At 67.1% G+C, this 18984-nt stretch carries 20 protein-coding genes and 2 riboswitches; of the genes, 13 read left to right on the top strand and 7 right to left on the bottom strand.

Features of this window, described 5'->3' with window-relative positions:
• Positions 1 to 27 precede the first annotated feature (27 nt).
• The gene (locus ACZK29_RS19680) at positions 28 to 1818 is read right to left on the bottom strand and encodes an endonuclease (RefSeq protein ID WP_111204639.1); all 1791 of its coding nucleotides are present in this window, start codon (positions 1816 to 1818) and stop codon (positions 28 to 30) included.
• A gap of 351 nt (positions 1819 to 2169) precedes the next feature.
• Between ACZK29_RS19680 and ACZK29_RS19675 the strand changes: the two genes are divergently transcribed.
• The 3 genes from ACZK29_RS19675 (at position 2170) to ACZK29_RS19665 (ending at position 4933) form a co-directional block, all read left to right on the top strand.
• Positions 2170 to 2457, top strand: coding sequence for a co-chaperone GroES (locus ACZK29_RS19675; RefSeq protein WP_006396661.1), 288 nt, complete (start codon positions 2170 to 2172; stop codon positions 2455 to 2457).
• Positions 2458 to 2538: 81 nt separating this feature from the next.
• Positions 2539 to 4188, top strand: a complete 1650-nt coding sequence (gene groL, locus ACZK29_RS19670) for a chaperonin GroEL (RefSeq protein ID WP_014038666.1) — start codon at positions 2539 to 2541, stop codon at positions 4186 to 4188.
• A gap of 133 nt (positions 4189 to 4321) precedes the next feature.
• Positions 4322 to 4933, top strand: coding sequence for a DUF6445 family protein (locus ACZK29_RS19665; RefSeq protein WP_005411225.1), 612 nt, complete (start codon positions 4322 to 4324; stop codon positions 4931 to 4933).
• Between the two features lie 28 nt (positions 4934 to 4961).
• Here the strand turns inward: ACZK29_RS19665 and ACZK29_RS19660 are convergent, their stop codons facing one another.
• On the bottom strand, positions 4962 to 6125 hold the full coding sequence (locus tag ACZK29_RS19660) for a serine hydrolase domain-containing protein (RefSeq protein ID WP_478446380.1): 1164 nt from the start codon (positions 6123 to 6125) through the stop codon (positions 4962 to 4964).
• 70 nt (positions 6126 to 6195) lie between these two features.
• Positions 6196 to 7125: an aspartyl protease family protein gene (locus ACZK29_RS19655; protein WP_478446379.1), complete on the bottom strand. Its 930-nt coding sequence runs from the start codon at positions 7123 to 7125 to the stop codon at positions 6196 to 6198.
• 106 nt (positions 7126 to 7231) lie between these two features.
• Here ACZK29_RS19655 and ACZK29_RS19650 point away from each other — a divergent pair, with 106 nt between their 5' ends.
• The 7 genes from ACZK29_RS19650 (at position 7232) to ACZK29_RS19620 (ending at position 12676) form a co-directional block, all read left to right on the top strand.
• Entirely contained in the window at positions 7232 to 7939 is a 708-nt protein-coding gene (locus tag ACZK29_RS19650; protein WP_049432076.1) for a response regulator transcription factor, read from the top strand.
• 32 nt (positions 7940 to 7971) lie between these two features.
• On the top strand, positions 7972 to 9270 hold the full coding sequence (locus ACZK29_RS19645; RefSeq protein WP_111204636.1) for a sensor histidine kinase: 1299 nt from the start codon (positions 7972 to 7974) through the stop codon (positions 9268 to 9270).
• A 72-nt stretch (positions 9271 to 9342) separates the two neighbouring features.
• A complete protein-coding gene (locus ACZK29_RS19640; protein ID WP_111204635.1) occupies positions 9343 to 9837 on the top strand; it encodes a MarR family winged helix-turn-helix transcriptional regulator in 495 nt (164 codons plus the stop codon).
• Complete coding sequence (locus ACZK29_RS19635) at positions 9834 to 10574, top strand: DNA alkylation repair protein (protein WP_111204634.1); 741 nt, start codon at positions 9834 to 9836, stop codon at positions 10572 to 10574. Before ACZK29_RS19640 ends, ACZK29_RS19635 begins: the two co-directional genes overlap by 4 nt.
• A 46-nt stretch (positions 10575 to 10620) precedes the next feature.
• Positions 10621 to 10959, top strand: a complete 339-nt coding sequence (locus ACZK29_RS19630) for a DUF6616 family protein (protein ID WP_111204633.1) — start codon at positions 10621 to 10623, stop codon at positions 10957 to 10959.
• Positions 10960 to 11049: 90 nt separating this feature from the next.
• The gene (locus ACZK29_RS19625; protein WP_049426991.1) at positions 11050 to 11307 is read left to right on the top strand and encodes a hypothetical protein; all 258 of its coding nucleotides are present in this window, start codon (positions 11050 to 11052) and stop codon (positions 11305 to 11307) included.
• Positions 11308 to 11602: 295 nt separating this feature from the next.
• Positions 11603 to 12676 (top strand): 3-deoxy-7-phosphoheptulonate synthase, encoded by a 1074-nt coding sequence (locus ACZK29_RS19620; protein ID WP_053509967.1) that lies wholly within the window; start codon positions 11603 to 11605, stop codon positions 12674 to 12676.
• Between the two features lie 211 nt (positions 12677 to 12887).
• Here ACZK29_RS19620 and ACZK29_RS19615 read toward each other — a convergent pair whose 3' ends face one another.
• Positions 12888 to 13505, bottom strand: coding sequence for a trimeric intracellular cation channel family protein (locus ACZK29_RS19615; protein WP_099554504.1), 618 nt, complete (start codon positions 13503 to 13505; stop codon positions 12888 to 12890).
• Positions 13506 to 13589: 84 nt separating this feature from the next.
• Positions 13590 to 13693, bottom strand: a riboswitch (glycine riboswitch).
• A gap of 13 nt (positions 13694 to 13706) precedes the next feature.
• A riboswitch (glycine riboswitch) is annotated at positions 13707 to 13796 on the bottom strand.
• 40 nt (positions 13797 to 13836) lie between these two features.
• Between ACZK29_RS19615 and ACZK29_RS19610 the strand changes: the two genes are divergently transcribed.
• The 3 genes from ACZK29_RS19610 to ACZK29_RS19600 all read left to right on the top strand — a co-directional run bounded on the left by ACZK29_RS19610 (position 13837) and on the right by ACZK29_RS19600 (position 15126).
• A complete protein-coding gene (locus ACZK29_RS19610) occupies positions 13837 to 14112 on the top strand; it encodes a GIY-YIG nuclease family protein (protein ID WP_111204632.1) in 276 nt (91 codons plus the stop codon).
• A gap of 141 nt (positions 14113 to 14253) precedes the next feature.
• Positions 14254 to 14685, top strand: coding sequence for a nuclear transport factor 2 family protein (locus tag ACZK29_RS19605; RefSeq protein WP_111204631.1), 432 nt, complete (start codon positions 14254 to 14256; stop codon positions 14683 to 14685).
• Positions 14686 to 14688: 3 nt separating this feature from the next.
• Positions 14689 to 15126: a hypothetical protein gene (locus tag ACZK29_RS19600; protein WP_111204630.1), complete on the top strand. Its 438-nt coding sequence runs from the start codon at positions 14689 to 14691 to the stop codon at positions 15124 to 15126.
• Here ACZK29_RS19600 and ACZK29_RS19595 read toward each other — a convergent pair.
• The 3 genes from ACZK29_RS19595 to ACZK29_RS19585 form a co-directional block, all read right to left on the bottom strand.
• Positions 15118 to 16758, bottom strand: coding sequence for an XVIPCD domain-containing protein (locus ACZK29_RS19595; protein WP_111204629.1), 1641 nt, complete (start codon positions 16756 to 16758; stop codon positions 15118 to 15120). The genes ACZK29_RS19600 and ACZK29_RS19595 overlap by 9 nt on opposite strands.
• On the bottom strand, positions 16755 to 17549 hold the full coding sequence (locus tag ACZK29_RS19590; RefSeq protein WP_111204628.1) for a hypothetical protein: 795 nt from the start codon (positions 17547 to 17549) through the stop codon (positions 16755 to 16757). The genes ACZK29_RS19595 and ACZK29_RS19590 overlap by 4 nt, the downstream gene beginning before the upstream one ends.
• Before the next feature lie 69 nt (positions 17550 to 17618).
• On the bottom strand, positions 17619 to 18899 hold the full coding sequence (locus ACZK29_RS19585) for an NAD(P)/FAD-dependent oxidoreductase (protein WP_111204627.1): 1281 nt from the start codon (positions 18897 to 18899) through the stop codon (positions 17619 to 17621).
• Between the last annotated feature and the right edge of the window lie 85 nt (positions 18900 to 18984).

The raw sequence follows: 18984 nt of genomic DNA, 5'->3' as shown, positions 1-18984 counted from the left end.
GCGGCAGTGGACCGCTGCGTTGCGCGGTCAGTTGGCCAGCTGGCAGGTCGCCGGCTTGGCCGAGGTGAACAGGCCCGGGGTCGCCCACTCGGGGTGGTCGATGAACGGGTTGCGGTTGCCCTGGAAGCTGTAGACCACGTCATTGCGCGCACGTTCGGCATCATCCGGCGGGTCGGACAGGTGCCAGTCGATCAGCGTGGACAGCAGGCCCATGTAGGCCGGCGAACTGCTGGTCTTGACGATCTTGCTGCGGTCGTCGGTCAGCTCCAGGTCCGGCTCGGACTGGCCGGTCGCCGCATCCTTGCCGCCCTCGTAGCGGATGGCCATGTACATCACTGCACGCGCCATGTCGCCCTTGCGCTTGCCCCACACCTCGAACGTGCCGGTGTTGCCGTCCGGCGTGCGCACCCAGTTGGAATTGCCCGGATAGCCACCGCTGCCGCCGCCCTGGCCGTTGTTGGCCTCGGTGGCGCGCTCGCCGCAGTTGGCGTCGCACTTGGCGAACGGCTTGTTGCCACGGTCGGCGTTCCACTGTGCATCGGTCAGGTACAGCATGTGGGTGTCGGTGTACGGCGCGTACGGCAGGCCCTTGTCACCGGTGGTGCTGGCAAAGCCCAGCGAGTTCGGCCAGGTGTGTTCGCGGTTGTACTTCAGGCCACTGCCGCTGCCGGCGCGATCGGTCACCTTGGCGTAGCTGCGGTTGCGATACGCGTCGAGAATGCGGTTCGGGTTGTTCGGGTCCTCGTCGGCAATCTCCAAGATGGTCCAGGTGCTGGTACCCGAGCCGCTGTACGGGTAGGCGGTGTGGCCCTTGATGGTGGCGTGCAGCGAGCAGCGCAGCTGGCTCGGGCTGGAGGTGTTCACCTTCGAGTAGTAGCCGGCCGGCACGCCCGGGTTGCCCGGGTCCGGATTGCCGCCGGTGCTGGCCACGGTGAAGGCGATGCGGCTGTCGGCGGCCGGGTGCGCGCCCTGCAGGTCGGTGATGCGCGCGGCGCGGATATCGAAGCGGCAGGCCTCACCGGCCACCAGCGCGGTGTTGGTGGACAGCTTCACGCTGCGGCCGCTGGCCGGGAAGGTCAGCGGCACGCTGCCGGAGGTGCCGCAGCTCAGCGCGAAGGCGCCACTGGCCAGGTTCACCGTCTCGCTGAACACCACTTCCAGATCGGCCGCGGCCGGGAAGGTGCTGCTGCCCTGTGCCGGGGTGGTGGTGGACACCGACGGCGGCGTGTTCGGGCCCGGGGTGCCGCCACCACTGAAGGTCTGGCCGTTGTTGCAGCTGCCGAAGGTCTGCCTGGCCGACTCGGCCCAGGTGAAGTGCGCGTACTGGCTGCCGCTGCCGGTCAGCTGCAGCGAGGTGCCCGGGGCCGTGCTGTTGGTCTCGGCCACCGGAATGTTCTGGCTGGTCATGCCGGCGGCAGGGCCACCGGAGGCGGTGATGGCGCCCTCGTAGCTGAGGAACTGGACCACCTTGCCGCTGGCATCGACCAGGGCGATGCCGTCATTCGGGCCGTTCTGGATGCCGTTGGTCGGGTAGTTGACCACGGCGATGGTCGCGCTGCCGCAGCCTGCGGCAGTGCCGGCCGGGACCGGGTTGTTGGCGTAGACCGCGGCAGCCGAAGGATTGCTGCCGTTGTAGAGGTAAAGCCGATAGCCGGACAGGTCCTCTCCGGCGGTGGCGACGACCTCGATCGCTTCGCCGACGTCACCGGCGGCGGTGCTGTCGTCGTAGTGCAGTTCATTGATGAAGACCTCGGCCTGGGCCGGCGCAGCGGCCAGGGCCAGCAGGCAGGCGGCGGCAAGCGGGGACAGCAATCGCATCGACTACTCCTTGTGATTGGGAATGCGCGGCCGAGCCTAAGGCCGATCCAGTGACACTTTGTCGTAAATGAACGTCAGATATCTGACAGTGGGACATTGGTCACCAAATGTCACCCGTTCCCCCCTTGGCTTGCCGCACTGCATCCCTATACAGGCGTCCACGCAGGGAAGGATGTTTCCGGGTCCGGAGAAAAATTTCGGGACCGGCCCTTGAAAGGCCTGTGGAGGTCTCCATCTCTGTCGTGCTCCCGACTTGTCGGGCTTTTTCACGCGCGTTGCTGGCACTCGCCCGGTGCGACTGCTAACATCGCCAGACTTTTTCAGACCAATCAATAACTTAAGAGGTCTCTCATGAGCATCAAGCCGCTGCACGACCGCGTTGTGGTCAAGCCGATCGAAGCCGACGAAATCTCCGCCGGTGGCATCGTCATTCCGGATTCGGCCAAGGAAAAGTCCACCAAGGGTGAAGTCGTGGCCGTCGGCCCGGGCAAGCCGCTGGACAACGGCAGCGTGCGTGCGCCGTCGCTGAAGGTCGGCGACAAGGTCATCTACGGCCAGTACGCCGGCAGCTCGTACAAGAGCGAAGGCGTCGAGTACAAGGTCCTGCGCGAAGACGACGTGCTCGCCGTCATCGGCTGAGCCTCGGCGCGACCTGCTTTTCTGTAAGACATCCCTTTTCGTCGCCGGGCCCGGCCCGGTGCAAACATCGAGGTAATCGCAATGGCTGCCAAGGATATTCGTTTCGGTGAAGACGCCCGTTCGCGCATGGTGCGCGGCGTCAACGTTCTCGCCAATGCCGTCAAGGCCACCCTGGGCCCGAAGGGCCGCAACGTCGTGCTGGAAAAGAGCTTCGGCGCCCCGACCATCACCAAGGACGGCGTCTCCGTCGCCAAGGAAATCGAACTGGCTGACAAGTTCGAGAACATGGGCGCGCAGATGGTGAAGGAAGTTGCTTCGCGCACCAACGATGACGCGGGCGACGGCACCACCACCGCCACCGTGCTGGCCCAGGCCCTGATCCGCGAAGGTGCCAAGGCTGTTGCCGCCGGCATGAACCCGATGGACCTCAAGCGTGGTATCGACAAGGCCGTCGTGGCCGCCGTTGCCGAGCTGAAGACCATCTCCAAGCCGACCGCTGACGACAAGGCGATTGCCCAGGTCGGCACCATCTCGGCCAATTCGGACGAGTCGATCGGCCAGATCATCGCTGACGCGATGAAGGAAGTCGGCAAGGAAGGTGTGATCACCGTTGAGGAAGGCTCGGGCCTGGACAACGAGCTGGACGTGGTCAAGGGCATGCAGTTCGACCGCGGCTACCTGTCCCCGTACTTCATCAACAACCAGCAGTCGCAGACCGCTGACCTGGATGACCCGTTCATCCTGCTGCACGACAAGAAGATCTCCAACGTCCGTGACCTGCTGCCGGTGCTGGAAGGCGTCGCCAAGGCCGGCAAGCCGCTGCTGATCGTTGCCGAAGAAGTCGAAGGCGAAGCGCTGGCCACCCTGGTGGTCAACACCATCCGTGGCATCGTCAAGGTCGTGGCCGTCAAGGCTCCGGGCTTCGGCGACCGTCGCAAGGCGATGCTGGAAGACATGGCCGTGCTGACCGGCGGCACCGTGATCTCCGAAGAAGTTGGCCTGTCGCTGGAAAAGGCCACCATCAAGGACCTCGGCCGTGCCAAGAAGGTGCAGGTTTCCAAGGAAAACACCACCATCATCGATGGCGTGGGTGACAAGGCCGCCGTCGACGCACGCGTCGGCCAGATCAAGACCCAGATCCAGGACACCTCCTCCGATTACGATCGCGAGAAGCTGCAGGAACGCGTGGCCAAGCTGGCTGGCGGCGTTGCCGTGATCAAGGTCGGCGCTTCGACCGAAATCGAAATGAAGGAAAAGAAGGATCGCGTCGACGACGCCCTGCACGCCACCCGTGCAGCCGTTGAAGAAGGCGTGGTCCCGGGCGGCGGCGTTGCCCTGGTCCGTGCGGTCACCGCACTGGCCGGCCTGAAGGGTGCCAACGAAGACCAGAACCACGGCATCCAGATCGCCCTGCGCGCGATGGAAGCCCCGCTGCGCGAAATCGTTGCCAACGCCGGTGAAGAGCCGTCGGTCATCATCAACAAGGTCAAGGAAGGCACCGGCAGCTTCGGCTACAACGCCGCCACGGGCGAGTTCGGTGACATGTTGCAGTTCGGCATCCTGGACCCGACCAAGGTGACCCGTTCGGCGCTGCAGAACGCGGCTTCGATCGCTGGCCTGATGATCACCACCGAAGCCATGGTTGCCGAAGCTCCGAAGAAGGACGAGCCGGCCATGGGTGGCGCCGGTGGCATGGGCGGCATGGGTGGGATGGGCGGCATGGACTTCTAAGGTCCATGCCCGCGTCGGACGTTGCCGGCCCTGGTCGGCGCGTCTCCCCGATGCAACAAAAAACCCCGCCGCGAGGCGGGGTTTTTTGTTGCCCGGTTGCCGCCATGGCGCCGCGTCGCTACGCTCGGCGACCATGCCTACCTCGTTCATCGTCGTCGACGACTTCCTCTCTCCGGCCGATGCGCACGGCCTGCGCCAGGCCGGCCTGGGCCTGACCTACCCGGCGCAGGAGGGCGCGTTCCCCGGCCGTAATTCGCTCGAACGGCTGGAGCTGGATGGCCTGTCCGAGGCCGCATCGCGGCTGGTCAACGAGCCGCTGCGGCCAGTCAATCCGCTGCAGTCGCACGGCAAGTTCCGGCTGACCCTGGCCAGCGATGTCGGTCGCGCCAAGGTGCACACCGATCATTCGCACTGGTCCGGCATCCTCTACCTCAGCGCTCCGGAGCACTGCGAAGGCGGCACCGAATTCTTCCGCCATCGCCGCACCAACACCGAGCGCATGGCGCTGAACGCCCACGAGCTGGCCGCGCTGGGCTACGCCAATGGCGGCGACATGCACCGCGACATCATCGAGCGCGACAGCGTCGACGACAGCCAGTGGGAGATGACGATGCGCATCCCGATGCGTTTCAACCGGCTGGTGCTCCTGCGCCCGTGGTTCTGGCATACCGCTGGCCCGGCCTTCGGCGACCGCCCGGAGAATGGGCGGCTGGTCTACCTGATGTTCTTCGAGCAGGCGCGTTGAGCAGAAGCCATCCACGCATGGCGTGGATCTACTTCACGAACACCTTCCCTGCGCCGTATTCCCACCGCCACGGTACGCCGGTGTCGCCCAGCACGAAGGCCACCAGCGCCGGGAAGGTCGCTTCGGCGCGCACATCGTTGCCCAGGATCACCACGCAGCGCTGCTGCCGCTCCACACACACCAGCGTGTTGCCCACCGCGTCATCGTGGCCGCCCTTGTAGAAGCCCGCGCCTTGCGGGCCACGGAACGTCACCACGCCCAGGCCAGCCGCCAGGTCCTTGCGCTGCTGCGCCTTCGGCAGCTCCGGCTGCAGGGTGGGGAACTGGCTGGCGGTGGTGATCTGCAGCTGCGGCCGCACCAGCTCCCTGCGCATCGCCGCTGACAATCCATCGCCGCGCACGTAGCCAGCGGCGAAACGGGCCATGTCGGCGATGGTGGTATCCATCGAACCGGCCGCACGCACGCGGCTACGCTCATCGTGCGGCTCGGCGGTGCCCTCCACGGTCCAGCCGTCTGCCAGGTTGGTGGCGAAGTCCTCGCGCCACATCATGCTGGTGCGGGTCATGCCGAAGCGGTCGAACACCCGCTGCTGCATCAACGTGCCCACATCTTCGCCCAGCCGCCCGCGCTCGATCACGAACTGCAGCAGGATCAACCCTTCGCCGGAATATCCGTAGCGGCTGCCCGGATCGAAGTGGAACTTCAGCCGGCCGTCCGGTTCGAGGAACCCGAAGTTGGCAAAGCCACTGGCGTGGTTGAGCAGCAGGCGAGGGGTGAGCTGGCGCCAGCGTGCATCATCGGCCAGCACGCTGTAGTCGGCGTACTTCTTCGTTTCGGGCGGATAGTCCGGCAGCGGCTTGTCGAGCGCTGTGGCGATGCTGGCATCCAGATCGATCCTGCGGTCCTGCGCCAGCTGCGCGACCAGATGGCCGAATGCCATCTTGGTCAGCGAGGCGGCATACATCACCGTATCGGTGCGCAGCGGCTCGCCTGCGGCGTTGCGTTCGCCGTAGGCAGCCACGTGCACCACCTTGCCGCCATCGATCACCGCCAGCGCCAGGCCACGCGCCTGTGCGGCCCGCATCAGCCGCTGCACTTCGGCATCGATGCGGGCCGGCGAGGGTACCGGGGGTGGTGCGGCCAGCACGGCCAGCGGGAACAGCGTCAGCAACAACAGGGCAGCACGGCGCATGCGTGGACCTCCTGGCGGGACGTGGCGCGATGCTACGCCAGCCCGCGGTCCGCGTCATGGCACGCCGGGGTCACGTCACCGCCGGCTGGCGCAGGCAGATCCGGGCGGCGCCGGCGCTGATGTCCACCTGACTGGCGACCATGGCGTCGGCGCCGAGGATCAGTGCGGGGCGAGCCTCCAGCCCGATGGACCTGAACACCGACAGTTCGCTGATCCTGACCTCCATCGCCGGGTGCTGCCAACCGGTGCCGGACATGCCGGACAGGGTGTACAACCACGTCGCCTGCGGCTGGCCCCCCAGTCCCTGCGTGCCTTTTTCGCGGACCCGCAGGCGCTCATCGCTGCCGTCGATGCGCAGGCCGAGTGCGCGGGCGGCTTCGGCATTGAGCACGGTCTGCGCGGCACCGGTGTCGACCACCGCGATGGCTTCCACTCCCGCCTCACCCAGTTTCACGGTAATGAAGGCGAAGTGTTCCAGGCCGTCGCGCCGATCAGGCAGTGCATTGGCCTGGCACTGGCGACCATCGACGCCAAGCTGCCCGGGCTTCCACAGCGCCAGCTCACCACGGCTGAAGTCCCAGCGGGTATCCCAACGGCCGGTCAGGTCGTTGCCGATCAGGCCGTCGACGGCGGGGTCATCGTCCTTCTGCAGATTGGAAAGGTCGGCCTGCACACCGCTGACGCGCAGCTGCCATCCGCCAATCCGCCAGGAGGTCGTGTGCATGCGCTGCAGCGCCGCGCTCTGGGCGCTGGCCCCCTGCGCATGCGTGGTGGCGGACAGGGGATCCTCCAGCCCGTGGCGGCGGGCTACCCGACCGTCGACGAGGGTGACCCCAGCCGCGCTGTCGACCACGAAGCGCAGCGGTTCGGCGCTTCCGTTCAGTGAGACGGCCACTGCCGGATGGTTGCCCTGCATCCACATCGGCAGCACGTGTACAGGCGGGGCGGCGGCCAGCGCGGGGAATGCAGCGGCAAGCAGGGGCAGAACGGAAAGGCGCACGTTGGATCTCCGGAGTAGGAGTGGAGGCCTATTGGCGCGCATCGGCGTATCCTGCGAATATCGGCGTTGATACCGTCCTGATACACGCCTGCGGGATACTGGCTGCATGAACACTCCTGCCCGGGTCATCGTTGTCGATGACGATGCCAGCATCCGTGACGCGATCGCCGACTGCCTGCTGCTGCATGGCTACCAGGTGCGCGTGGCAGCCGACGCTGCAGGCCTGGATCTCCTGCTGCTGAACGAGCGTCCGGACGCCATCATCCTGGACTGGATGATGCCCGGCGAGGACGGCCTGTCGGTGTGCCGCCGGCTGCAGGCGCGGGCCATCCCGATCCTGATGCTGTCGGCGATGGGAGCCACACCGGACCGCGTGATCGGCCTGGAAATGGGAGCGGACGACTATCTGGCCAAGCCGTTCGATCCACGCGAACTGCTGGCGCGGGTGCGTGCCCTGCTGCGCCGGCAGGACAAGCTGCGCGCCCAGGTCGCCAGCGAGCTGCGGTTTGCCGGCTGGCGATTGCTACCCGATCAGCGCCGCCTGTTCACACCCGATGGCCGTGAACTCGCGCTCAGCCGGGGGGAGTTCGCCCTGATGCTGGCGTTGGCCGAGCGCCCCGGACGCGTGCTGGGACGGGAGCAGCTGCTGCAGTTGACCCATGGCGAAGACAGCGACAGCGTCGACCGCGCCGTCGATCTGGCGATCAGCCGGCTGCGCCGCAAGCTGGGCCAGGCGGCTCCCGGCGCGGAAGCGCTTGTGCAGACGCTGCGCGGCGAAGGCTATCGCTTCGGCGCCGAGGTACATGTGCTGTGAGGGCTCGTTGGTCCACTGCACGCTGGATCGCGATGGTGGCCCTGGCCAGCCTGCTGCTGGCCACGCTGGTCAGCGTCGCGGTGGTGGGCTGGATGCCACGACCCGCACCGCCCCCCATGCGGCTGGACCAGGCCATGCAGGTCGTTCGTGGCGAACGGCCCGCCATGCCGCTGGGGCTGCATCTCGAAACCCGTGCGTCGCCGCCGCAGGGCAGCAGCAATGGCTGGCTCACCCACCTGGTTGCATCGCAGATGGGCCTGCCGCTGGAACACGTGCGGTTGGTCTGGAGTGGCCGCGGCAAGGCGCCTGATGTGAAGGTCATCGAAGGCGGCATGGAACTCGATGGAAATGCACGGACGGACGCGTTGCAGGCGCAGGTGTCAGTGCTGACCAAGATGCAATGGTCACCCTTTGAACTGGCGGTGCGCCAAGCCGATGGCCGATGGCAGGTGGTCGGCAGCGACCACAGCGACCTGGCGGCGTGGCGCCGGCAGGTCGTGCTGGCGCTCGTAGCGGGGACCGTGCTGTTGGCACCCCTTGCCGCCTGGGCATCGGTCCGCCTGGGACGGCCATTGCGGCGGCTGGCCGAGGCCAGTGCACAGGTCGAACTGCAGGACGGCACACCACTGCCGGACGACGGCCCACGCGAAGTACAGATGCTGGCCACAGCGATCAGCACCGGGCGCGAGCGCCTGCGCGAACAGGCCCAGGACATGACGCGCATGCTGGCCGCAGTAGCGCACGACCTGCGCACGCCGTTGACCGGCCTGCGCCTGCGTGCGGAGTTCGCACCGCCGGCACAGGCCGCGCGGATGGTGGCTGACATCGAACGCATGGATACGATGATCGAGCAGGTGCTCGATTACGCACGCGGCGAACTGCAACCACTGCAGTTGCGGCCGCTGGATCTGGCCGCGTTGCTGGAGGAATGCGTGCACAGTGCCCTGCTGCGCGGCGTCGAAATCTCCATCGAGGGACCGGATACCCTGCCGTGGCAGGGTGACGCGCTCCTGCTGCGGCGGGCGATCGACAACCTCATCGACAACGCAGACCGCTACGCCGGTGCGGTAGACCTGCACGCCGCCATGGCAGGCAATCGGATGCAGCTGGATGTGATGGACCGCGGTCCGGGCATCGCCGAGGACGACCGCGCACGCCTGCTGCAACCCTTCCAGCGCAGCGAGAGCTCGCGCAGCCGCGCCACGGGTGGGACCGGCCTGGGCCTGGCGGTGGCGGCCAACGTCGCACGACGGCATGGGGGCGAGCTTCTGCTGCTGCAGCGTGATGGCGGCGGACTGATCGCACGCCTGCTGCTGGGGCCGGTTTCCTGATATCACCGGGATATTGACGTCACGCCTATTATCCAGCATATGATTAGGCGCCTAATCATGTTGGATGGAGCCATGCTGGAAGCCAAGCACAGTGCCCTGCTGGATGAAGCGCAACGGCGCGGCCATACTGGCGTCGCGCAGCTGCGCCTGTGTTTCCAGCTGCTGTCGCTGTCATCGGCCATCGATCGCGACTGCGCCACACGCCTGGCGCCGCACGGGCTCAGTGAAGGGCGTTTCATCGTGCTTTTCCTGCTGCACGGTGCCGGTGGCACGCTGCCACCGCATGAACTGGCCGAGCGCGCAGGTGTCACCCGCGCCACGATCAGTGGCCTGATCGATGGCCTGCAGCGCGAAGGGCTGCTGCAGCGGCGCAGTGACGCCGAAGATGGCAGGCGCCTGCAGATCGTGCTGACCACACAGGGGAAACGCCTGGCCGAGGCGCTGTTCAACCAGCACACGCTATGGATAGGCGGCTTGTTCAGCGGATTGGACGCGGAAGAACAGCAGCAGTTGTCGCAGCTGCTGCACAAGGTCTGGCAGCACACCGATACAGGTCGTGGGGCATGAGCGGGCCCCTGACGGCTGAGCGATTGAATGCGCTCAACACTGGCAGCGTTGCCGCCAGCCACCTGGCCGAATGCCTGGCGGTGGATTTCGCTGCGCTGCTGCAGGCGGTGGCACCCGCACTTGAACATGACGCGCTGCACCGCATGCGCGATGCTGAAGGCAAGGGCATCACCCAGCGCATGGCCCTGGCTGCCCGGTTGCTGCGCGAAAGCGGGCAGGGCGCTCCTGAGCAATGGCAGGATCATGCGTCCGATTCCGTGCGTGGCTGGGCCTGCTACCTGATTGGCAGCGATGCCAGCGCAACGTTACCGGCCAAGCTGCGTGCGATGCGTCCGCTGGCCGATGATCCGCACTTCGGCGTGCGTGAGTGGGCGTGGCTCGCGCTGCGTGCAGATATCGTTGCTGCACCGTTGCAGGCGCTGGAGTGCCTGCAGCCATGGACGCAGGAAGCATCACCCTATCTGCGTCGTTTCGCCTGCGAGGCGCTGCGCCCGCGCGGCGTCTGGGCGACCCATATCGCGCTGTTCAAGCAGCACCCGGAACGTGCATTGCCGCTGCTTGAAGCACTGGCCAACGACCCGGAGCGCTACGTTCAGGACTCCGTGGGCAACTGGCTCAACGATGCCGGCAAGACCCAGCCGCGCTGGCTGCGCGATCTGTGCGCGCGCTGGCAGCGTGAACACGACGGCAGCGCCAACGCCTACATCCGCAGGCGCGCACTACGCTCGCTGCGGTAGTGCCGGCCGCTGGCCGGCAACCCTTAAACCCTCAAGGAAGAACCTCATGTCCCACATCCTCATCGAGCTCTACACAGCCACCCCTGCCTGGACTGCGCTCCCGCCTGACCAGCGCACCGCCTTCTTTGCCCGCATCGGTGCCGGCATGCAGCAGTTCGATCCGGCCCGCGTCACGCCGGTGGCGATGGGCCGCGTGGCCGCGGATGCAGCGCACGGCGGCAGCGAGCAGTTCTACGCTGTCTGGAGGTGCGCGAGCCGGGAAGACGCCGATGCCCTGGTGGAAGGCATTGCCGCCACCGGTTGGCATCAGTACTTCGCCACCACCAATGTCGTCGGCGCGGACGATGGGATGGGGCAGCACCTGGCCGATCTGGCTGCCTTGTAGCGGCGCCTCCGGACGCGCATGGCACATGCGCCTGTCACCCGGACGCGGTAAACAGTGCATTGCCCCTGTCCATCCGCACGGAAGTCGATCATGCAGAGCACGCTCCAGGTAACGCTGTACGGCCCGCTTGGCGACACACCGGCACTGCAGTTGCCGCAGGTGGAAGGGCCGTCGGTGGCGATCCCGGAACCGCTCCTGCGGCGGCTGGTGTCCGACCTTTACACCGCCCGTTCCCTGCTCAATCCCGAGCAGCTGGATGAGGCCCGGCAGGAACTGGGGCGCGTGCTGGAGCGCTGGGCCGACATCCATGAAGGCCTGCTGCTGGATGTGGAAGTGCATGGCAGATAAGCGACTTCGCGTGCCTGGCGCCGCATGGATGGCCCAGGTGCGCGACTCGCTGAACCGCGCCCCCAGTTGCGGATGAAACATTTTGCACTGCGCAGAAGCTGTGCTATCAATAGAACCCATGAACGCAGCCCCCACCAGCTTTTACTGGTATTACTTTCCGAAGCCACTGGCGGAGGAAGGACTGCGCTCACCCTGAAGAAAGCTTCAGACGCATTCCCGAAAGCCGCCAGCGAACCTGGCGGCTTTTTTCATGCCGCCGCGCTGGGGACCCCCAACGTTCCGGAGAACCCCCGCAATGCCCCCGCACACCGACGACCTGCGTATCCGCACCATCGAACCGCTGACACCGCCCGCCCAGCTGCTGGCGATGCTACCGTGTGACGATGAAGCCTCCGACACCGTCAGCGCCTCGCGCGCGGCCCTGCACCAGATCCTGCATGGCCGTGACGACCGCCTGGCGGTGGTGGTCGGCCCGTGCTCGATCCACGACCCGCACGCCGCCATCGAATACGCCCAGCGCCTGAAGCCGCTGCGTGATGCGCTGGCCGGCGAGCTGGAAATCGTCATGCGCGTGTACTTCGAGAAGCCGCGTACCACGGTGGGCTGGAAGGGCCTGATCAACGATCCGGACCTGGATGGCAGCTTCAGGATCGACAAGGGCCTGCGCATCGCCCGTGGTCTGCTGCGCGACATCAACAAGCTGGGCCTGCCGGCCGGCGTCGAGTTCCTCGACGTGATCTCGCCGCAGTACATTGCCGATCTGGTGGCCTGGGGCGCCATTGGTGCGCGCACCACCGAAAGCCAGGTGCACCGCGAACTGGCCTCGGGGCTGTCGTGCCCGGTCGGTTTCAAGAACGGCACCGATGGCAACGTGAAGATCGCCGCCGACGCGGTGGGTGCGGCCTCCAATCCGCATCACTTCCTGTCGGTCACCAAGCAGGGCGGCACCGCCATCGTGTCGACCACCGGCAACCCGGATTGCCATGTGATCCTGCGCGGCGGCAAGCAGCCGAACTACGATGCGGGCAGCGTCGCCGAGGCCTGCCAGGCGCTGGCCAAGGCCAAGCTGCCGACCCGCCTGATGATCGACGCCAGCCATGCCAACAGCCTGAAGAACCCGGACAACCAGCCGAAGGTGATCGAGGACATCGCCGTTCAGTTGGAAGACGGTGAACAGCGCATCGTCGGTGTGATGATCGAAAGCCATCTGGTCGGCGGCCGCCAGGAACTGGTGGAAGGCCAGCCGCTGGTCTACGGCCAGAGCATCACCGACGGCTGCATCGACTGGGACACCACCGTGACGGTGCTGGAGCGACTGGCCGCGGCCGTGCGCGCCCGCCGCGAAGTGAAGGTGTCCGAAGCAGCCTGATGGAAGCCGCCTGAGTGCGGCACGTGTGTGGATGGCGGCCAGCGCCTGCGGGGGTGCGGCCGCGATCAGGGTCGGTCGGAGTTGGAGGCCGGCCCGTCCGCACCGGCGATGCGCCTGGCGCTGCGTATGTGCGACAGCGCCAGGTACATCGCCGGGGTGGTGCAGCGCGCGAAGGGTAGCGCCGGGCCATGCCCGGCGAACACGCTATCGTTCAATGCACTTCGTCGTGGTACACGAACTTCGGCATTTCCCAGCGGTAGTGGATCGCCAGCAGGCGCAACGCGAAGCCGCCGCCGAGGCAGCACAGGATCGCGGTGGCGTCGGCTACGCCCCAGTGCAGCAGTAACAGGTAGGCGGCGCCGGTCAGCAGCGCGATGATCGCGTACAGCTCCTTCTGGAAGATCAGCGGTACTTCGTTGCAGAGGATGTCGCGCAGCACGCCGCCGAACGCACCGGTCAGCATGCCGGCGATCAGCACGATGGGGGTGGCATGGCCGGCCTCGCGTGCGATCGAGCAGCCGATCAGGGTGAAGGCGATCAGGCCCAGCCCGTCCAGCACCAGGAAGGTGCGGCGGAAGTGGTGCATCCAGCGGGCCACCCAGGTAGCGATCAGCGCCGCGCACACGGTGAAGCCCAGGTACTCGGGATGCTTCACCCAGCCCAGCGGGTAGTGGCCGAGCAGGATGTCGCGCAGCGAACCACCACCGAGGGCGGTGACGCAGGCGATCATGACCACGCCGAACAGGTCCATGCGGCGGCGGCCGGCGGACAGCGCGCCGGTCATGGCTTCAGCGGAAATGGCGATCAGGTAGATGATGGACAGCAGCATGGGGCAGGCTCCGGGCGCGGTGGGGCCGGCCATGCGCGACTACCGCCACTGCCTGCGCAATGACGGGATGACGATGACCGGTGCCGCTCCCGCTGTCCTTTTGCCTGAGAGTTCAGCGGTGTGGGCCGCGTGCCCCTTCGGCGGATCGTCCCGGGCGTGCCCGGTGACCTCTCTCCAGCTCGGCGAGTCGAATGCATGGTTGGTGGGATTCCAGCCCACCGGCCTGAGCGATCATGGGAGCCTGCGCCTTCGGCGGGCGCCAGCGCGGCGCCTCTCTCCTGCATTCGGCCGCCAGTATATCCGCTGCAGTGCAGCACGGCATAATCCCGGCATGCCCCCGTCCCCCCGCCCGTGGTTCCTGTACCTGCTCGAATGCCGTGATGGCAGCTACTACGCGGGTATCAGCACCGACGTGGACGCGCGCTTCGCCGCCCACCAGGCGGGCAAGGGCGCGCGCTACACCCGGGCCCGGCCGCCATTGCGCGTGCTGGCCGTGCGCGAATACCCGGACCGTGCCGCCGCCTCGCGCGCCGAATGGCAACTCAAGCAGCAGCCGCGCGAGCGCAAGCTGGCCTGGCTGCAGGCCTTGGACGCCCGGCTTCTGTAGAGCCGAGCCCGCGCTCGGCTGCTGTTCCGCCTGCCCGTTGCAGGACCCGGGCAGGGGCTCGGCCCTACGGTAGATCCACGCCATGCGTGGATGCGCCCTGCACATGCCATGATCGTCCAGCTCTCAGCGCTGGAGACCCGGATGTCCACGATCGCCCTGCTGTTCGCCCTCTCCGCAGCCACAAGTCCCGCCGCCGACCCGGCCACCATCGCGGCCATCGAAGCCACCTGCCATGACTACGTCGACGGCCAGCTGGAGGCGGACCCACAGCGCGTCGCCCGGTCCCTGCACCCGGACCTGGCCAAGCGCGCAGTCCTCGGTGATACACCCGATGAGCGCCTCGGCCTGCGCCGGATGTCGAAGGAAGAGCTGGTCTCACTGACGAAGCAGGGCGCGCTGAAGACCCCGAAGGAGCAATGGGACCGCCGCTGCACCGTGCTGGATGTAACCGGCAACGCCGCCTCGGTGCGACTGGAAACCCCATGGTTTGTCGACTACTTCCACATGGGCCGTTTCGACCAGCGCTGGGTCATCGTCAACGCATTGTGGTATCCGAAGCCGAAGGCGCAGTGACCGATGCGTGCCGCGGCCCGGGCGTGGATTGCGCTGCTTCTGTTGTTGACCTTCCTGGCCCTGCTGCCGGGCCTGGTGTATCTGCTGGGATTGGTCGCGACCGAGGGCCGGCCGCAACCTGTCGATTCCACGCGGAGCGACGGCGCGTGTGGTGCTGCGAGCTACGCCCACCACGTACCGATGGATCCATGGCGATTCATGGCGCGCCACGTGGGAGTGAATGCGAAGGTGAACGTGCCCGATGTCGAACTCGAAGCTTCCTGGATCGCACGCGTCCACCTCGGGCACCATCCACGCCACAGCATGCTGCGCTGGCACCTGAGCTCGGCAGCATTGACCATCTGGATCACCCGGCACTGGTCTTCACGGCAGATCGCCGGCACGGCTCGGGCCCAAGGGTACTGCCCGCCCCGACCGTCGCATGGACGCGGATCAGACTGACCGCGCCTGCTGGGACAGGGTGCTCTGGTGATCCTGCTCCTCCTGCCGGGACCGCGCATCGGTCTGTCGATGTGCGTCATTCAGCGACTGCAGCTGCGCCAATGACGTGTCCACAGGGGTGGCAAATGCCTGCGCGGCCGGCATCTGTGCCCTGAGATGGGCCGGGTCGGACGGATCGCCCTGCACGACGAAGAGCGTTTCCGCCCTGCCGTCCTGCGAAGGCGAGGCGCCCAGCACGACATGGTCGATGCGTGTCAGCCCGGCCTCGCGGGCCAGGCAGGTCGAACTGGCTGCAAGGCGTTGCGCGTTCTCGCCGAAAGGCTGGGCCTGGCTGTCTTGCAGGCGTCGTACCGCCTCCTCGGCCTGTTGCAGCAGCGGGTCGGAAAGCGCGGCTCGCCGTCGCTCCGGTTGTGCGGGTTCGACGTGCAGCAGCTGTTCGGGCATCCCGTTGCGCGGGGCGCGGTTGAGGTCGATGGAGCCGTCGGCATTCTGCTGGCGATGCAGTTCCGCACGCGGCACGGTGGACCACTGGCCATCGATGAAGGCGTGGCCGCGACCATCCCGGTTCCAGATCACCAGATCATCGCCGGAGGCGTACAGGCCGGCGGTGGCCGGCGAGTTGCCTGCCGCCTGCGGGCGGCCCCAAGCATGTGAGCGCCCGTGCTGCAGGGCATCGAGGTAGGCCGGTGCCTCGGTGTTCTGCAGGAACAGGGTCTTGACCACCTCGTAACGATGCAGGGCCTCGGGATGTGCACGATCGGCGGCCAGCGCCACCGGGCTGGCCAGCGGGTCGGCGGAAACACCGGCGAACACATCGCGCATCGGATTGCCCGGCCCTGCGGCCCGCAACCGGTTGAAGACCTCGGTGCCCTTCAGGGCGTGCTCAACGCCGCTTTCCAGGTAGTCGGGCTGTTCCCTGCCGCGTACGACGCGGTTGGGAAGCATGCCGTCGATCCGTGTCTTGACGTCATCCACGCTGGCCAGGTCGCCGCTGGCAATCGATCGCAGAACGCCTGGATAGCGGCTCAACCCTGCCTGGTTCTCCAGCTTCATCAGCATGGTGGCGAGCTTGGCCTGGTCATCCAGCGACGCATGCTGGTACAGGTCGGTGCCGCGCAGCTGCTGCATCGCGCCGCCAGGATCCCGGCGGCCATCGCCGTGGCGGAGCAGGCGGTCGACCTGGCTGACATCGTGTGCATGCACGAACGCAACACCGTCGCTGGATGCGAGAAAGGTGTTCAGATGGCCGCGGATGGTCCCATCCAGGGCGCGCCCGTTCTGCGCCCTGATGCCGTCGCCATCGCGCTGCAGGTCGGAAACCGTCTGCTGCCGCTGGCGTGCATCAAGCTCCAGCGAGGGCTGCTGCTGGCGTGCCCAGCGCTGATAGGCGTCCACCAGCTGGGTCGCCACCTCCGGGTGCTGGCCCAGATCGGTCTGCAGCGTGCCGATGGAGAAACCACTGTTGCCCACCGGCGTCATGACATTGCCGCTGATGTTGCCGGCGAAGGACAGCTGATAGGCCACATTGCGGCCGGCGTTGCTGCCCTCGGACGCCACGCCGATGGCGAAGTAGGCCAGTGTGCGCAGCTGCGCATCACTGAGCTGCGGGCGATCCTGCGGTGCCGTGCTCATGGGTTGTTCTCCCTGCCGTTGGCGGTGCGTCCACACAACTTCAGCGCTTCGCGCACGGATGCGATGAGGGCGACGTACTCGTCCGCTGCAGCCGGTGACATTCCGTCTGCAAGTTCGTCATCACTGCGCGCGGCGTCCTCGGCATAGGGCGACAGTGCGGCCTGGCAGGCCGCGTTGTTTCCTGCCTCATGCTGGGCCGAAGCGATCGCCAGCCTGATGTCGGCGATCGTGCTCAATGGAAGCGTGTCCGCGCAGGACGCCTGGAGCGCTTCCAGCGTGCTGGCGGTGCCGGCGGCGGAATACGGCGCGGTCTTTTCAGCGGCCTTGCGCAGCGCGGCGGCAACGTTGTCCGTCATGCAACGGTCGCTCACCACAAGGTAGTGGCCCTTGAATCCTCCGTTGCTGCCGCAGTAGGCGGCGCAGGCATCGCCCGTGCGCGTACCGATCTCGATGCCCTGGGCGGTAGGTTGCATCGTGAGCAGGCATTGCGCTGCGCCAGGTGCGGGATCCACCGCGACAGACTGCAGATCGTCGCCGAGCGTGCCCGCCAGGCTGCATCCGGCGCCGGAGGATTCAGTCTCCAGATGGAACTGCAGCGCCGTGCTGCCAGGGCGTGCCTGAAGCAGCAGCTGTCCCCATCCTCGTTCGGTCGAGTAGGTACCGGGTGACAGGCGCGGAGAGGGAGAGGGTGCTGGCGAGTGGGCGGAGACTTCCGCCTGCGACTGCCCCGCAGGACAGCCGGAGAGCAGGGCGACCGCGATCAGGGCGGGCAACCATTTCAGCAGGTCCATGCGGCTTCATTCCATGAGCGACCCGCTTACGCTAGCAGCACGTGCGTGAAGGCCGCCGGGGCCCGGGGCCTAGCGCCTGGGCCGCCGGTCGTCCTGGTCATCGCCGAAGATGATGCGCGCGCTGCGCTGGTAGCTCCAGTACGCCACCGCCCAGTTCAGCAGTACCACGATGCGGTTGCGGAAGCCGATCAGGAAGAACACGTGCGCGGCCAGCCAGAACCACCAGGCCAGGATGCCCGACAGCTGCAGTCGGCCCAGGTGCACGATGGCGGCCATGCGGCCGATGGTGGCCAGATTGCCGTAGTCGGCGTACTTGAACGGACCGGGTTCGGGCGTGCCGTGCAGGCGCGCACGGATGACCTCGGCCACGTACTTGCCCATCTGCTTGGCCGCGGGCGCCACACCGGGTACCGGCTTGCCGTTGGCCTGGTTCAGCGCCGCCAGGTCGCCGGCCACGAACAGCTCGGGATGACCGGGCAGGGTCAGGTCCGGTTGCACCTGCACACGCCCGGCGCGGTCCAGCGGCACCTCCAGCGTGCGCGCCAGTGGTGAAGCGGCCACGCCGGCGGCCCACACCACGGTGCGTGCCGGCACGAACTGATCGCCGAGCTTGAAACCCTGGCTGTCGATGTCGCTCACCGGGGTACCCGTCAGCACTTCCACGCCGAGCTTTTCCAGCTGCCGGCGCGCCTTCAGCGAAAGCACTTCCGGGAACGAGGACAGTACGCGCGGACCGGCCTCGACCAGTCGCACCTTGGCGCTGGCCGGGTCGATGTGGCGGAATTCATTGCGCAGCGTATGCCGCGCGATTTCGGCCAGGGTGCCGGCCAGCTCGACGCCGGTAGGGCCGCCGCCGACGATGGCGAAACTCAGCCACGCCGCTTTCTTTGCCGGGTCCGGTTCGGCCTCGGCACGTTCGAAGGCCAGCAGCAGTTTGCGGCGAAGCGCGATGGCATCGTCCAGCGTCTTCAGGCCGGGCGCATCATCGGCCCATTGGTCGTTGCCGAAGTAGGCGTGGGTGGCGCCGGTGGCCAGCAGCAGGCTGTCGTAGTCCAGCGCGCTGCCATCGGCCATGCGGACCTGCCGGGCCTGCTTGTCGATGGCCACCACTTCGCCCAGGCGGACTTCCACATTGCGCTGGTGGCCGAGGATGTGGCGCAGCGGTGCGGCGATATCCGGCGCGGACAGGCCTGCGGTGGCCACCTGGTACAACAGCGGCTGGAACAGATGATGGTTGCGGCGGTCGACCAGGGTGATGCGCATGCGCTCGCGGGCCAGGGCACGGGTGGCCCAGAGACCGGCAAAGCCGCCGCCGACAACGACCAGGTGGGGAACGCGCTCGCGACTCATCGACTCACTCCAGTGGGGGCATTGGGGGAAGCGCCTGGCATCTTCTCACGGTGACCGCCTGTCACGTCAGCGCCCGCGTGGATCG

The sequence above is a fragment of the Stenotrophomonas sp. 89682_Sma genome (assembly GCF_056481405.1).
Note: the sequence above shows the minus strand (reverse complement) of the source record. Positions and strands in the feature narration are given on the sequence as shown.

Bases quoted from the DNA above. Each gene is read 5' to 3' on its own strand.
- ACZK29_RS19680 (WP_111204639.1), bottom strand. From the start codon at position 1,818: ATGCGATTGCTGTCCCCGCTTGCCGCCGCCTGCCTGCTGGCCCTGGCC.
- ACZK29_RS19675 (WP_006396661.1), top strand. From the start codon at position 2,170: ATGAGCATCAAGCCGCTGCACGACCGCGTTGTGGTCAAGCCGATCGAA.
- groL (WP_014038666.1), top strand. From the start codon at position 2,539: ATGGCTGCCAAGGATATTCGTTTCGGTGAAGACGCCCGTTCGCGCATG.
- ACZK29_RS19665 (WP_005411225.1), top strand. From the start codon at position 4,322: ATGCCTACCTCGTTCATCGTCGTCGACGACTTCCTCTCTCCGGCCGAT.
- ACZK29_RS19660 (WP_478446380.1), bottom strand. From the start codon at position 6,125: ATGCGCCGTGCTGCCCTGTTGTTGCTGACGCTGTTCCCGCTGGCCGTG.
- ACZK29_RS19650 (WP_049432076.1), top strand. From the start codon at position 7,232: ATGAACACTCCTGCCCGGGTCATCGTTGTCGATGACGATGCCAGCATC.
- ACZK29_RS19645 (WP_111204636.1), top strand. From the start codon at position 7,972: ATGGTGGCCCTGGCCAGCCTGCTGCTGGCCACGCTGGTCAGCGTCGCG.
- ACZK29_RS19640 (WP_111204635.1), top strand. From the start codon at position 9,343: ATGCTGGAAGCCAAGCACAGTGCCCTGCTGGATGAAGCGCAACGGCGC.
- ACZK29_RS19635 (WP_111204634.1), top strand. From the start codon at position 9,834: ATGAGCGGGCCCCTGACGGCTGAGCGATTGAATGCGCTCAACACTGGC.
- ACZK29_RS19630 (WP_111204633.1), top strand. From the start codon at position 10,621: ATGTCCCACATCCTCATCGAGCTCTACACAGCCACCCCTGCCTGGACT.
- ACZK29_RS19625 (WP_049426991.1), top strand. From the start codon at position 11,050: ATGCAGAGCACGCTCCAGGTAACGCTGTACGGCCCGCTTGGCGACACA.
- ACZK29_RS19620 (WP_053509967.1), top strand. From the start codon at position 11,603: ATGCCCCCGCACACCGACGACCTGCGTATCCGCACCATCGAACCGCTG.
- ACZK29_RS19615 (WP_099554504.1), bottom strand. From the start codon at position 13,505: ATGCTGCTGTCCATCATCTACCTGATCGCCATTTCCGCTGAAGCCATG.
- ACZK29_RS19610 (WP_111204632.1), top strand. From the start codon at position 13,837: ATGCCCCCGTCCCCCCGCCCGTGGTTCCTGTACCTGCTCGAATGCCGT.
- ACZK29_RS19605 (WP_111204631.1), top strand. From the start codon at position 14,254: ATGTCCACGATCGCCCTGCTGTTCGCCCTCTCCGCAGCCACAAGTCCC.
- ACZK29_RS19600 (WP_111204630.1), top strand. From the start codon at position 14,689: ATGCGTGCCGCGGCCCGGGCGTGGATTGCGCTGCTTCTGTTGTTGACC.
- ACZK29_RS19595 (WP_111204629.1), bottom strand. From the start codon at position 16,758: ATGAGCACGGCACCGCAGGATCGCCCGCAGCTCAGTGATGCGCAGCTG.
- ACZK29_RS19590 (WP_111204628.1), bottom strand. From the start codon at position 17,549: ATGGACCTGCTGAAATGGTTGCCCGCCCTGATCGCGGTCGCCCTGCTC.
- ACZK29_RS19585 (WP_111204627.1), bottom strand. From the start codon at position 18,899: ATGAGTCGCGAGCGCGTTCCCCACCTGGTCGTTGTCGGCGGCGGCTTT.